This is a genomic window from Bacteroidota bacterium (genome assembly GCA_008933805.1).
Classification (GTDB): Bacteria; Bacteroidota; Bacteroidia; order UBA8524; family UBA8524; genus SB11.
Genome location: WBUH01000002.1, coordinates 1 through 14019 on the forward strand (window position 1 = coordinate 1; position 14019 = coordinate 14019).

Annotated in this window: 14 protein-coding genes; 5 read left to right on the top strand and 9 right to left on the bottom strand. The window is 42.0% G+C overall.

Annotated elements, in window-relative coordinates:
* A partial coding sequence (locus F9K23_02175; protein KAB2917976.1) for a T9SS type B sorting domain-containing protein occupies window positions 1-518 on the top strand: 518 nt, incomplete at its 5' end.
* Between the two features lie 84 nt (window positions 519-602).
* Here the strand turns inward: F9K23_02175 and F9K23_02180 are convergent.
* The 5 genes from F9K23_02180 to mnmA form a co-directional block, all read right to left on the bottom strand.
* Entirely contained in the window at window positions 603-1133 is a 531-nt protein-coding gene (locus tag F9K23_02180) for a putative metal-dependent hydrolase (protein KAB2917977.1), read from the bottom strand.
* Between the two features lie 26 nt (window positions 1134-1159).
* A complete protein-coding gene (locus F9K23_02185; GenBank protein KAB2917978.1) occupies window positions 1160-2050 on the bottom strand; it encodes a DUF4249 domain-containing protein in 891 nt (296 codons plus the stop codon).
* Entirely contained in the window at window positions 2032-4422 is a 2391-nt protein-coding gene (locus F9K23_02190) for a TonB-dependent receptor (GenBank protein KAB2917979.1), read from the bottom strand. Before F9K23_02190 ends, F9K23_02185 begins: the two co-directional genes overlap by 19 nt.
* A 66-nt stretch (window positions 4423-4488) precedes the next feature.
* Window positions 4489-6192 carry a S8 family serine peptidase gene (locus tag F9K23_02195; GenBank protein ID KAB2917980.1) on the bottom strand — a complete coding sequence of 568 codons (1704 nt, stop codon included), beginning with the start codon at window positions 6190-6192 and terminating at the stop codon, window positions 4489-4491.
* A gap of 54 nt (window positions 6193-6246) precedes the next feature.
* Window positions 6247-7353 carry a tRNA 2-thiouridine(34) synthase MnmA gene (mnmA, locus tag F9K23_02200; protein KAB2917981.1) on the bottom strand — a complete coding sequence of 369 codons (1107 nt, stop codon included), beginning with the start codon at window positions 7351-7353 and terminating at the stop codon, window positions 6247-6249.
* 184 nt (window positions 7354-7537) lie between these two features.
* On the opposite strand from mnmA, the gene F9K23_02205 reads away from it, so the two are divergent.
* The 4 genes from F9K23_02205 to F9K23_02220 are packed head-to-tail and all read left to right on the top strand — an operon-like array spanning window position 7538 to window position 10721.
* A complete protein-coding gene (locus tag F9K23_02205) occupies window positions 7538-8095 on the top strand; it encodes an RNA polymerase sigma factor (GenBank protein KAB2917982.1) in 558 nt (185 codons plus the stop codon).
* Window positions 8085-9452 (top strand): PorT family protein, encoded by a 1368-nt coding sequence (locus F9K23_02210; GenBank protein KAB2917983.1) that lies wholly within the window; start codon window positions 8085-8087, stop codon window positions 9450-9452. The genes F9K23_02205 and F9K23_02210 overlap by 11 nt, the downstream gene beginning before the upstream one ends.
* Before the next feature lies 1 nt (window position 9453).
* A complete protein-coding gene (locus F9K23_02215; GenBank protein KAB2917984.1) occupies window positions 9454-10077 on the top strand; it encodes a hypothetical protein in 624 nt (207 codons plus the stop codon).
* Window positions 10078-10082: 5 nt separating this feature from the next.
* The gene (locus tag F9K23_02220) at window positions 10083-10721 is read left to right on the top strand and encodes a hypothetical protein (GenBank protein ID KAB2917985.1); all 639 of its coding nucleotides are present in this window, start codon (window positions 10083-10085) and stop codon (window positions 10719-10721) included.
* Between the two features lie 469 nt (window positions 10722-11190).
* On the opposite strand, the gene rfaE2 is transcribed toward F9K23_02220, so the two are convergent.
* From rfaE2 to F9K23_02240, 4 genes are all read right to left on the bottom strand, one after another.
* Window positions 11191-11685 carry a D-glycero-beta-D-manno-heptose 1-phosphate adenylyltransferase gene (rfaE2, locus tag F9K23_02225; protein ID KAB2917986.1) on the bottom strand — a complete coding sequence of 165 codons (495 nt, stop codon included), beginning with the start codon at window positions 11683-11685 and terminating at the stop codon, window positions 11191-11193.
* Window positions 11648-12676, bottom strand: coding sequence for a flippase-like domain-containing protein (locus F9K23_02230; GenBank protein KAB2917987.1), 1029 nt, complete (start codon window positions 12674-12676; stop codon window positions 11648-11650). The genes rfaE2 and F9K23_02230 overlap by 38 nt, the downstream gene beginning before the upstream one ends.
* 8 nt (window positions 12677-12684) lie before the next feature.
* Entirely contained in the window at window positions 12685-13035 is a 351-nt protein-coding gene (locus F9K23_02235) for an aspartate 1-decarboxylase (protein KAB2917988.1), read from the bottom strand.
* Between the two features lie 111 nt (window positions 13036-13146).
* Window positions 13147-13983, bottom strand: a complete 837-nt coding sequence (locus F9K23_02240; GenBank protein ID KAB2917989.1) for a hypothetical protein — start codon at window positions 13981-13983, stop codon at window positions 13147-13149.
* Between the last annotated feature and the right edge of the window lie 36 nt (window positions 13984-14019).

Below are 14019 nucleotides of genomic sequence, written 5' to 3' on the forward strand. Positions count from 1 at the left end.
GGAAAGTAACTACAGTGGCAGCTACCGATATCACCTTTACAGACATGAGTACAATCGGACAGGGAGCTATCAGCAAATACGAATGGGAATTGGGTGACCCTCTTAACAGTAAGAGCAGTGCTAAGAACCCATTTTTTGAATACCCTACCGATACCGGTAAATACATCATCACCCAAACCATTACCAGTGACATGGGTTGTGAATCGGTACACATCGACACCTTGACTATCAACCCTGATATCACCGTGTTTGTACCTAACGCGTTTACTCCTAACAAATACGGACCTGAACGTAACAACCGTTTCTACGTAACTGCAGAAGGGTTCTTAGGGTTTGAGATTTATATCTTCAACCGTTGGGGTGAGAAAGTGTACTACTCAACCGATATCAACGAAGGATGGGACGGTCAGTTCAAAGGAGACTTTGCACAACAGGATGTTTACACCTATGTGGTGAATGTTACCAGCTTCTCAGGCAAACAATACAGCTTCTACGGAACTGTTACTTTGTTGCGATAATAAATTTAATCCAAGTATTCTAATCAAATACAAAAGGGCGGCCCGCATAGCAGGCCGCCCTTTTACTTTTATCGGGAAAAGGAGTTACCAGTTGTTTCGTTCTTTTAAAGCAGTAATGTGCCCTAAATGATGGTTACTGTGCCATGCGTACAATCCTACAACCCTTGCCAACGGAACCGTATATTGGTATTGGGGATGGAAATAGGTTCTTTCTAAATCATCCGAAGAAAGCGATTGTAGCAGAACAATCCATCGGGCGTGTAGTGCTTTTAACAAAGTTATAGATACATCAACAGGCATTGATGAGTCGGCTAATTGCGCCCAACGGTCTTCAAAGTAGGGTTTAATAGTAGGGTTGTCTTCAGTTATAGTCAATTTGAAACGGATAAACGCATTCATGTGACTATCAGCAAGGTGGTGAACTACTTGCCTCACTGTCCAGCCGTCGGGGCGGTAAGGAGTATCTAACTGGCTTTCGGTTAACCCTTTAACGGCTTCCTCAAGATGTTGCGGAAGTGTTGCAATGGAGGTTGCCCACTCAGCAATGTGAGCAGTAGTAATAGTCTCAGGGGGTGTATATTTCCCAATAGGGTATTTAAGTTGTTCAATGTCCATTACACAAAAGTAATAGACAGAAAGGTTTACTTACGCTTGATGATAAGTTTCTTGTACGATACAGCCATACCGGTAAACGAGCCGATACCTCCAACTACCGTTGATTTAAGCTGCACGGGTGTAGCAAACGGCCCCCCATTGTTGCGTGCTTGGTCGTATGATTGCCAAAAATTGTAAGCAGGTCGGTCAATACTGCTAAAGTAATAGCTAATAGTATCGTCAAAATCAAAGTTACGCCCGTAAGTAAAACGTCGGTAAACGCCGTTCACAATCTCATCATTAAATACATCATCGCCGTCAAAAATGCTGCCCCATCCAAAATAGTTTGTATCACCGCCAATGCGGTACATTGCTCGGTAGTTATTGCCTGTAGCCGTGGGCTCCATAAAGTGTATGGTCATAAACTTGCCGGTATCTTTATTATTATCGGGGTTTATTTTCACTTCGTAAGTAAGGCTGTCTAACGGTATAAGCGCAGGAATAGTAGTGATACCGTGTATGTATTTACCTTCAGCAGTAATTTCAAGTTTATACAGTTTACCCTCTTTACCTGTGAGTAAAGGGTTGAAATAGATACCGGGTATAGAGTCAGGAGCTAACTCAATAAGCTGTTTTTTGTTGGCTATATCCCACGTGGTGTCAGTACCATTTAAAGTACCTTCTGTGATGTAAACCTGTGCACCCTTTACCCCCAACAAATCAAGCTGTGGGTTAAAGTAGTCAACGGTACGAGAGAGAATTACGTAATTAAACAGCGGGTTTAGCTGGTTAATGTAAGCTTCAACCACAATTTCGGAAGGGGCGTGGGGAAGATTTACCTCAATCTCTTTTTCACACGAAGTAAAAAGTAAACCAGCTGTAAATATATATGCGATGTTTTTTAATGACTTCATGAGGGTTAAAACTTGAAATTCCATGTAACTGAAGGGATAATTGGGAATAGGTACACCATGCGGGCCTTTACAGTTTGTGAGGCTACATCAGGGTCGAAATAGATAAAATAGGGGTTGGCGCGGCTATACAAGTTGTACACCGAAAAATTCCAACTGCTTTGGAATTTCTTATTGTCAGGTTTGGGAGTATAGTTAAACGATACATCAGCGCGGTGATAAGCGGGCATCCTGAAATTCGCAATATCTACATATCGGTCAACAATGTTAAAATAGGGTAGGGGCGATTGTGTGCTCAGCCCGAAATTATACGTCATACGCTGTTGTGGCAAAGTAAGTACGTTGCCGCTACCGTACACAAATACAAAGTTGGCATTCCACTTTTTATTAATCTGATGGGTAATCACCACCGATATATCGTGACGCCTGTCGTAGCGGTAATAGTATGGGTTTCCGTAATTAAATTCGTTAAAAGTACGAGTGGTTTTGCTCCATGTATAACCTATCCAACCCGTTGTTTTGCCCCGTGTTTTCTTTATCAAAAACTCAACACCGTACGAAAGCCCCTTGCCAAACACCATTTCGTTTTCAAGGTTTTGGTTGAAGAACAGTTGTGCCCCCGGCTTAAACTCTATTTGGTTTTGCATGGGTTTGTAGTAAGCCTCGATAGAAGTTTCGTACTCATCCTTTTTAAAGTTTTTAAACAAACCAACGGCAACTTGGTCGGCAACCTGCGGCTTCACCAATTTTGAACTGGGCACCCATAAATCAGTAGGCAATGTTGCCGATGACGAGGTGGCTAAGTGCAAGTATTGAAGGGTGCGGGTGTAAGAGCCTTTTACAGATGTAGTAGCATCTATTGAATAACGGAATGAAAAACGAGGTTCGGCACCTTGCCATAGTTTTATCGATTCCCCTTTTTTATACTCAATAGTTTCTCCTGTGGGAGCGCCTAACTCGTCATAAAGAGGCTGTTTATAAGGTCCGATTTGGTCGAACAATGAATAGCGGAGACCTGCATTTATGTAAATACGAGGACTGGCTTCATAATCTACCGATACATAGCCGGCGCCTTCATGTGCAAATTGGCGGTTGATGGTTTGGTTGATATTAACTCCCGATTGCTGTGCTGATAAAATGCCCGGAATAAAGGTGTGGTAGATGTATTGCGCTCCGTATTTTACTTTTACCTTTTTATTGGGCACATAAAAGTAATCGAGTTTGGAGGTAACATCACGCAAACCTGAATATACATTTAATGAACCGCTAAGAAACTCGGCAGTTGATCTTAAATCATAATCATTGTAGATGACACTAAGGTTTGAGGTAAGTTTAGAGTTGTAGGTGTGATTCCAGCGTACGCCGGCAATTTTGTTACCCCAGTTTACAGAGAAGGTGAATTTATTTACACGGTTGTTTACAAACCTAAAAGCATCCCTGCCCATGTAACCGATAACATAAAAGCGGTCTTTTGGACCGAGGTTGAACGTTAGTTTTGCATTCAGGTCGTAAAAATAAAGACTGTTACCTTTTATACTATCCGCCAAAAAGGGACGCGCCAACACGTCTCCGTAGGTACGGCGGGCACTTACCACAAACGAACTTTTTTCTTTTTGTATGGGGCCTTCTATCTGCAAACGTGATGAAATAAGCCCTATACCTCCCGTTACACGGGTTTTATACACATCGCCTTCTTTCATCCCCACATTAACAATTGAGGATAAACGTCCCCCGTAATTGGCAGGCATACCGCCCTTTATTACTTCCACATTTTCAACGGCATCACCATTAAATACAGAGAAGAAACCCAAGAGGTGAGAAGCATTGTACACTACGGCTTCATCCAACATCACAAGGTTTTGGTCGGGTCCGCCGCCACGAACGTAAAAGCCCGTGTTTCCTTCACCGCCGCTTTTAATACCGGGTAATAGTGTAATGCTTTTCAGTACGTCGGTTTCACCAAATATAACAGGCAATTGCTTGATGGTTTTGCCTGATAGCGAAACAGTGCTCATTTCAATACTTTTCACGTTTTTATCGCTGGCTTCGGCTTGCACCTCAACTTCACCCACGCTCATTGCTTCCGCCTCAAGCTTAAAATTCTTGCCTGTATTGGCCTTTACATCCAATTGTACGGTAACTGATTTATACCCTACGTAAGAAATTTTTACGTTGTATTGGCCAGCAGGAACGGAGAGTTGGTAATATCCGTTAATATCAGTGGTAGTGCCTAATGTATCAGCACCCATGCACAAAACGGTAGCTCCTATTAAAACTTCGCCCGATTGGTCGTCAGTTATTTTACCGCTCAGCGTTAACTGCTTTTGGGCGTAAGCCCCAGCGGCGCTAATGATTAGAAGAAATATGGATATAAATAACTTTTTATGTACTGTTTGCATAAGTATTGGTCCCCACAAACAGACAAAAAAACGGCCAAAAATGTTGTTTTATTTTGATGAAGTGGATTAATCTTTGGTTAAAGTAAAACCGTGGGTAGCTCCTCCGATTTTAATTTCTATTTGATATGTGCCGGGCTTAAGGCCGTCTAGCTCAGTAAAAACAACTTTATTGAAGCCTTTTTCAAACCCTTGGGTATTAAACGTTCTGATAGTTTGCCCTGCGGTTGTATTAAGGCGGGCATCAATTTTCTGTTTTTTGGTAAGGTACACAATAACCCCGAAAGCTTTATTAAAAGTTTTGGGAGGAGCAGTCTCAATGCTGTTTTTGTCGTAATCAAAAGAAGCATCATTGCCCAAGTAACGGTTTGCTTTAATAAAGTTTGGTATGCCGTTTCCAAAGGCGGTATCAGGGTAGGCAAACTGGTGGCCGCTAAGTTGCAAGGCTGCTATTACCTCTTGTACCGTTTTGTTGGGGTTTGCCTGACGCAAGCAGGCTACCATACCGCATAGTATGGGCGATGCAAACGAAGTACCTTGGTTGGGCACAAAAACATCGGCAACGGTAGCTACATAGGCTTGTGTTGCTTGTGCAGTTACTTCGGGTTTTAGCCTGCCATCAGCAGTAGGGCCGTAGCTGCTAAAATCGGCAAACGTACTATCGGCGTTTACACCGCCAACTGTAAGAATACCTTCTGCATCCGCAGGGGCACCTATATAAGTCCATTCGTCATTACCTTCATTACCCGCCGCATTACAAACAATAATTCCCTTTTGTGCGGCAATGCCTGCGGCACGGCTGGCTACACTGGTTTTTCCGTCAAGTTGTTTGTATTTGTGGCTGGTGCTGTTATCATCAAATGTGCTGTAGCCCAATGATGAATTGATAATATCTACTCCGGCACTGTCGGCAAATTCAGCACCGCTTACCCAGTTGTATTCTTCAATCAGAAATTCAGTATTGGCATCTTCGGTACGCAGCAACCAGTATGATGCATCGGGAGCAGTACCTACCATTTTACCGGGAGTTCTCGCCGCCATGCACGACAATACATTCATACCGTGATTGTTATCGTCGTAAACGTTACTGTCTTGTTTTACAAAATCCCATGTACCTAATAGTTGCCCGTTGGTATATAAGTGCTGAAAGGTTTTTATCTTGTTCACGTTCATAAAACCGCCGTCAAGCACGGCTATGGTAACCCCTTTTCCGGTTAAGCCTAAGCGGTGCATAGCAGCCCCGTTCAACATCTCAATTTGATTAAACCCTTTTCCGTAATACTCTTTATTATAGGGTGTAAGTTCAATAGCCGGTTGCATTTCACCGTCGGTGGTAAGGGGTTCTTCTTCGCCTACAGCCATCAACATTTCCATCAGGTATTCAAGGCGTGAGTTGTCTTTACTATCGTATAGCCCCACCTTATCAATACTTTTTACAAACGGCAATGCCATTAGTGATTTAATAACATCGTTGTTTGCGGTTTGTATTGAAACTCCGTTTAGCCAACGTGAAGTGTTTAAGACCTGCACGCCTGTAGCGGTTACTTTTTTCAAGTAATCAGGGTTTACAGGGAAATCCTCTTCGGTAATTTTAATGCCAAACTTGGCACGGCGCTCAATGGCCTTTTTTGATAAAAAAGCTTCAGGTTGTTGTATACTGTATGGGCTGTTTTTCTTATCGGTAAACTGTACCCAAAATTTTAAGGTATCTCCATAGCCTGCAAAAGCAAACATTGGAAGAAGGAATAGTATGACTGCTGAAATCTTTTTCATCAATAAAGGTTGTTTCTTATATGTATTAAAAGCTAGCTGTAAAGGCTAGTGAACTTATACTTCAAAGCTCGATTCAATCCATCCGCCGCCTATCACATCATCACCATCATAAAATACTGCCGATTGTCCGGGGGCAATAGCATTTACTTTTGAGTTAAACAGCACTTTCATGCGGTTATCGTGTTGCTCAATCATTGCGTGGCTACCGGCATCTTTGTAGCGTATTTTGGTTAAGGCATCCATTTGGCCTTCAATCTCACCATACTTTTGCAGGTTAAGATTGCGCACCCACATACCGTTGCGTTGCAACTCTTCTTGAGGTCCCAAAACAATAGTATTGGTATCGGGTTGAATGTCAACCACAAACATAGGTTCGCCCACAGCTATCTCAAGTCCTTTTCGTTGACCGATAGTATAAAACGGATAACCTCTGTGTTTGCCAATAACAGTACCGTCTTTACGCACAAAGTTTCCGCCGTTCACACGTTCTTCAAGCCCTTCAACTTTGTTTTTCAAAAAGCTGCGGTAATCATTATCGGGTACAAAGCAAATTTCGTAGCTCTCGCTTTTTTTAGCAAGTTCACTATAGCCCATATCAATGGCCATTTGCTTAATCTCGGTTTTGTGGTAATGCCCCATAGGGAAACGGGTACGGGCAAGGTTTTTTTGAGCCAAGCCCCACAATACATACGATTGGTCTTTATTCAAGTCCTTACCGCGTGATATATAATACCTGTCGTTGTCAGGGTTTTGGTTTAGCTTAGCATAGTGCCCTGTGGCAATAAACTCACAATCCAACATATCCGCACGGCGTAGTAAGGCTTCCCATTTAATGTGGGTATTACATAATACACAGGGGTTTGGGGTGCGGCCTGCCAAATATTCATCAACAAAATTGTCAATCACAAAATTGCCAAACTCATCCCTTATATCCAGTATCATGTGGTGAATACCGTGCTGTACCGATATGCTTCTTGCATCGTTTATAGAATCGAGGCTGCAACAGCCTGTTTCTTTACCGTTAACGCCTGATGTGGCATAATCCCATGTTTTCATGGTGATACCCACCACTTCGTACCCTTCTTCTTTCAACATAATGGCAGTAACGGTACTATCAATACCGCCACTCATGGCCACTAATATTTTTCCTTTTTTACTCATGGTTTTATCTTTGCAAAGATAAAGGTATTTACAATGGGACTTTTGTTTAATACAGATTGTCCCTTGATAGTAAATGCCTTCGTCACTAAAAACACTACCTTTATGGTAGAGATTTAAAAAATTTTATGGTGGAGTAACAACATCCCTGCCAAAACAATCGTCAATAAGTGTACACCTGCCAAAGATGAACGAGCAACTAATTGATTTATGTCGAAACAATGACCGTAAGGCCCAGAAAAGGCTTTATGAGTATTTTTTTGGCAAAATGTATGCGGTGTGCTTGCGGTATGTGAAACAGGAAGATGATGCTTTGGAGGTTTTGAATGCTGGTTTTTTTAAGGTGTTTAAAAACATAGCACAGTTTAAAAACCAAGGTAGTTTTGAAGGATGGGTGAAAAGGATTGTGATAAATACGGCTCTTGACTTTATTAAGGAGCACAAGAACTACAATCAGAATATTTACCCCAATACTGAGTATTTGGATATATATAATGGTAGTACTGATAACTCGGTAATATCAAAATTTAATATGCAGGAGTTGACGGCAATGATTAACCAATTGCCGCCAATGGCAAAAGCAGTGTTTAATATGTATGCTATTGACGGATATTCTCACAAGGAAATCAGCGACCAATTAAACATTTCAGAGGTTACATCGCGCACTTACCTTCATGCTGCAAGGCAGAAGTTAAAGATGCTTATTAAAAAAAAGGATAAGGTAGAAGCAAGTTATGGACAATAACATGAATGATATAGACAAGTTTTTCAGGGATAACCTTGAAGGCCAAAGCAGCCCGTATGTTCCCGGGGCATGGGATCGTATGGAGGCGATGCTTGATAATGGCACTTCAGGGCATTTACTGCAAAACGCAAACCGGTACATATTGGCCAGCGTGGTAGGGGCTATTGTACTGGCAGGTTCCGTTGTGGCCTATGTGTCAGGCTACAATTCAACCAACGGTTCGTTGGCACAAAAACCTGTTAATGTGGCAGCAACAACTATTGAAGCTCCAGCAGCTGATAACAGCAGCGAACAAATTAATGCCCAAACACAAGACCAAGCAAGTAACACCCCTAACGCAACTGATGTAACAGCTGCAAATGCAGGGGATAATAATAATACAACCATCACCAAAACAACTACAGCACCTCGCAACAATAAACAAAAAGGAACTACTCCTCCAGCAACTGTAGGGGATGATGATGCTGAACAGCCTGAACAACCTTCAGTGGCTGTTACTGCTGTAACTGTGGATGACAACAAAGAGGTTGCTGAACCCGTAGTTGTTGTTGATGCACCAGCCGTTGTTGAAACACAAACAATGCTTGAAAAGCAAAGCTACTTAAACGGACTTTTGGCCTCAAAACCATATTCTATAGATGGGTATGTAGTTACCGATGAGGGTGTGGATGCTGAAACTAAAAAATCATTTAACACTTTTGAGGCTTTGCAGGCAGCACGCCGCAGCGAAGGGTCAAAACGCGGCATATTTAGCTGGAATTATGGCTTGGCAATAGGTGCAAACTTTAGCCCCATCATTAGCAATACAGGAGGAAAAGGTTGGGGTAGCGGTTTGTATGCAGGTTTGTTTGTTAACCGTGCCATCAACACCCGTTTTTCAGTAGGGTTAGAAGCATCGTACCTGCGCAGAAACAGCAACAGCATTAGCCGTAGCATTACCCAAACCACTTATTTCTTTGAAAAAACTACTACTACTTATTTCCTTGTAACAAAATCATTTGATTACGTACAAGTGCCGGTAAGTATTAATTACACTGCATCGGCAAACCATAAGTTTAGCGCAGGACTTGTATCATCAATACTTGTAAATGCACAAACCGAAGTGGTGAAAAACAAGCAAAACAGCAGTGAAACTGTACAGAAAACCACAACCGAAAAAGGCGTGTATGAAGATTTGCGCAGGTTTGGCTTTGGCTTATCGGCAGGATACGAATACAGACTGCCCGGTATGTACAGTATAGGAGTGCGCTACCATCAGCAATTAAACGATTTAACTATTAACAGCTATTTTAATGATGGCAAAAAACACCTGCCTGCTGATGTGCAAGTGTTTTTGAAATTGAATTTGAACAGATAAAATGAAAAATTACGTAGCCATATTGTTTGCAACGTTATTGTTGTTTGGTGCATGCAAGAAAACTGACCTGCCCGAACCACAAGAAGGTACGCCTGCAATTTGGATGAAGTGCAAAATGAACGGGTTTCCGTTTGAGTTTAAGGTGGGTGAGCAAAATGTGTTTGCTAATAATTTTATTTATACCAACACATCAAGCAATATTCGGCAGTTTACTTTTAGGATAGAATCGCTTGATAACAAAAAGTCAGTTGAGATTACATTTAACAATTACAACGATACGATAGGCGATTTAAAATCAGACTTGACTAATACATTGAAAACAGGAGAGTACAGATTTACATATTCTAATTCTTATCCTGTATATTACTTCAGACAAAGCGAGGTAATAATTTCATACACTGATAAGGAAAAGAATTATAAATACTCGTCAATTCCAATGTATCAATACGGGTCATCATCAAAGGCAAGCTTTGAAGTACTATCAGTAAAAGATGCAGTGGATGAACGCGGCAACCCTTGTAAACTGGCTGAAGTAAAGTTTAGCTGTAATGTAAAGTGTATTGATAACGGTAATCAGTACATTGTTTCAGACGGACACGCTGTATTGCCCTTTAGCGGGTTTTAATAAAAATGGAAGTAAGTAAGTCGTTTCAAAAACACGTCGGTAAAGCCTTTCTAATGCTGTTAGCATTTGCCCTTTTGGGACTTGCTGCCTGCACTAAAAAGGAATTGCCCCAACCTGTTGAGGAGACCCCTCAAATTTGGGTGAAGGCAAAAATTGACGGTGTACCTGTTGAAATGGCTGCGGGTGAGGGCGTATCGTACGCTACTACTATAAAGCACAATATTGACAGCAACCTAACTGAGTTTGTATTTAAGATTAATGCACTTGATAACGAACACGGGTTGCAAATAACTTTTATTGACAGCTTTAATAATTTTGGAACTATTGAAGAGCAGCTGGCACACTCTATTACTACCGGTGGATATAAATTTGCGTACACAAGTTCATGGCCGTTTAAGCTTAATGCCAATGAAATAATTGTGATATACAACGATTACAGACACTCTGAGGAGTATTATTCATTGTACTCGCCACAGCCGCAGTGGGCAAAGTTTGAAATTCAATCTGTAAAAGATGTGATATTTGAGGGCAAGCCTTTTAGAATGGCGCAGGTAGCATTCAGCTGCAAAATCAGAGACCCTTTTACCGGCTGGACATATACCATTACAGACGGTACCGCATCTATTCCTTTCGGGCAACGATAACATATCCTATTAGTTTATACAAAAGAGTGTACAAAACTTCAAAGCAGTTTTGTATTTACCCTGTCCTGCTTACGCAGGAAGCATCTTATTACAAATGTGTGTTTGCAACGCGTTGACACATTTCTGATAGGAAATTTCGCTGCGCTCAATTTGACAGTGGTGACTGTGCGACGGATTTCCTGAGCTTTTAGAAGGATGCTGCCGCCGTCATCCCGAACTTGTTTCGGGAACTCATTAGCATTCATCGTGAATTAGTAATGCGATGTTGAAACAAGTTCAACATGACGAGTGCCAAACAACCATCTGTCCTGCTGACGAAGGAAGCATCTTATTACAAATGTGTCTTCGGGTATCCGTTAACACATTTCTGATAGGAAATTTCGCTGCGCTCAATTTGACAATGAACTTGTTGGACGGAGAAGGGTTTGATTACCAGCTTAGTTGGAAATCTGTAGTAAGGGGAGGACTATTAAGCCAGCTTTATTTTCTTTTCGATACCCGTGGTTGAATAACCGGGTAGGTATTCAAGCGTGATAACGCTGCCGCCTTTGGCAGTAACAATATCATATCCCACAATGTTTTCAGGCTTGTAATCGGCACCTTTTACCAAAACATCGGGTTGCACTTTCTTTATTAGTTCGTAAGGAGTTTCTTCGTTAAACAGCATTACAGCGTCTACACACTCCAGCGTAGCCATAATTTGCATACGGCTTTGCTCGTCCTGTATCGGGCGGTGAGGGCCTTTAAGGGTGCTTACACTTGCATCGGTATTCAATCCTAAAAACAACACATCACCCAAATCGCGGGCTTTGGCAAGATAATCCACGTGGCCGCGGTGCAGCAAATCGAAACAGCCGTTGGTAAACACCACTTTGTAGCCCTTACTGTGCCAATCGGCAAGCAGGGTTTCAAGCTGTTCGGGGGTATTAATTACCTTGTTTTGTATTTTCTGATGAAGATTCACCCGCCAATTGTTTGCGTTGTAAAATCAGTAAAAGAATCATGCTTACACTACCCACACCAATAAACATAATCATTTGTGATGCGTGGGCGATGGTTGCGTACACCACTCCGTTGTTTTCGGCAATGCCATACAGCGTAAGACCCAGCGAAACAAAATAGTGAAACGTGCCCATACCGCCCGGGGCAGGTAATAAAATTGCAATGGTACTCATTACCAATACAGTTAAACCTGCTTCCCAACCCAAATGTGCGGTAGTATCCAGTGCAAAAAAGCACAAGTACACCATCAGGTAATACATTACCCAAATTACAATTGAGTGGAAGATAAACTGTATCGGTTTTTTAATAGTAAGAAGGCTTTTTATACCGTCGGCAAAGCCTTTTATAAAATCAAGTGCTTTTTTATACAAAGGCAGTGCTTGTATTTTTTTACGGAAGATAAAAAACACTGCTAAACCTACTACAGCCGCAATACCTGCAATTTGTATCAGGCTTGGGCCGCTGCTTGCAGCATCGGTTTTGTTTGCCGAAAACAAGTTGAACGCCTGTTGCAGCGTATCAAACTGCAGGCCGATGGCTAATAACAATACAATGCCCATGCACAGCAAATCCACCAAACGTTCGGCTACAATGGTACCAATCATGGTAGTAAGCGGTATTTTCTCTGTTTTAGAGATAATAGCAGCACGGGCTACCTCACCCCCGCGAGGGATGGCAAAGTTTACCATGTAGCCTACCATAATACCATGAAAGGTGGTCCAGAAACCGGTTTTGTAGCCCAAGGGTTCAGCCATAATTTGCCAGCGCAAAGCACGGCTTACACAGCTAATTATACCCGCACCAATGGCAGCCAGCACCCAGCTAAGTTCGGCACCTTTTATTTTTTCAATCAACTCATCCATCTTAACGCCTTGAAAGGCCATATAAATGAATGCAGCACTAATACCGATGAAAATGGTGTAACGGAGTACTTTTTTTAAGGTTGCCGACATGGAACGTGTTATTTAATCACGCGGTTGTTATCATCAGGGTAAGCCAAGGTTGGCTTGTGGGTTTTGGCTTTTTCAAAGTCCATTTGGCAGTATGAAATCACAATTACCAAATCGCCTTTTTGCGCTTTGCGGGCTGCGGGTCCGTTCAGGCACACCATTCCGGTTCCGCGCTCACCTTTAATTACGTAGGTTTCAAACCTCTCGCCGTTGTTAATGTTCACAATCTGCACCTTCTCGTTTTCAATCAGGTTTGCAGCGTCCATTAAGTCCTCGTCCAGCGTAATGCTGCCCACATAGTGCAATTCAGTTTGCGTGATTTTTGCCCTGTGGATTTTAGATTTTAATACTTCAATTATCATAAAAGCGCCGCAAAGGTAGCGAAACTTTGCAGAATAGTTGTGAAGCCATAAGTGTGCCAGTATTCATTTACTGTGTATCATTTAACAGGTTAAATAGATTCAAGCGGCTAATTACCTGCCGGTAGGAGGGGCAGCGATTGCATATACTTCTTCTTCGGCACTGCGAATTACTTGCATAATATTTTCGTAGTAATTAAAAACCGAAGCGAAATCAAAATTTATAACGGCAATCAATACCAATCCGCCTGCCAAAAAGATAAAAGGAGAGTCCCACGTGTGGGGTGAATACGCCTCGGCCAATGTTACAGCAATAGGGAATAATAGCAATGCAGCGATTAACTGTGGCGTTGTAAATAATTGGTGAAAACACAACAGCACAATCACAGCGGTAATAAACACACACGCACTGCCTTCAATACTGCGGGTATAGGTTTGGCGGGTAAACAAGGCTTTTACTTTGTATTTATGCTTACCCCATGTAACCCCAACAGGTTCTGCCAAGCCGTCGCCAATGGCATTTACCAATATAATTATCAATAAAAGTTGAGAAGTTCCGATGCTGTGAAAATAAAAGTACAAGGGCACAGCCACCATATAAGTAGCCAGGTATTGGGTAAACAGCCACTTCATGGTATGCGGGCGGTCTTCAGGACGGTCGAAGGCGGCATACATCATCCCGAACAAGGGTATGCGGGTACGTACGGGTTTTAGGTAGATAATAAACGTAGCCATGCTGATGGCCACCATCAAAATCATAGTCAGCAGGTTTTCGGTAAAGGGAATGTAGATTTTGATAATAAAGGGTAAGAAGAATACAAAAAAGTGATTGAGTTTGCGGGTGTAGTTCACTTTAACACCTCCTTTAACAACCATTAGCCCCTCAAAAAAGGCGATGATGTGTAATACAATAAACTCGGTTAGTTGGTTTTGTAAAAATGCGGTTTCCATGAGACAAAGTTGCAGGCTTGCAAAAGGGCTTTTTAA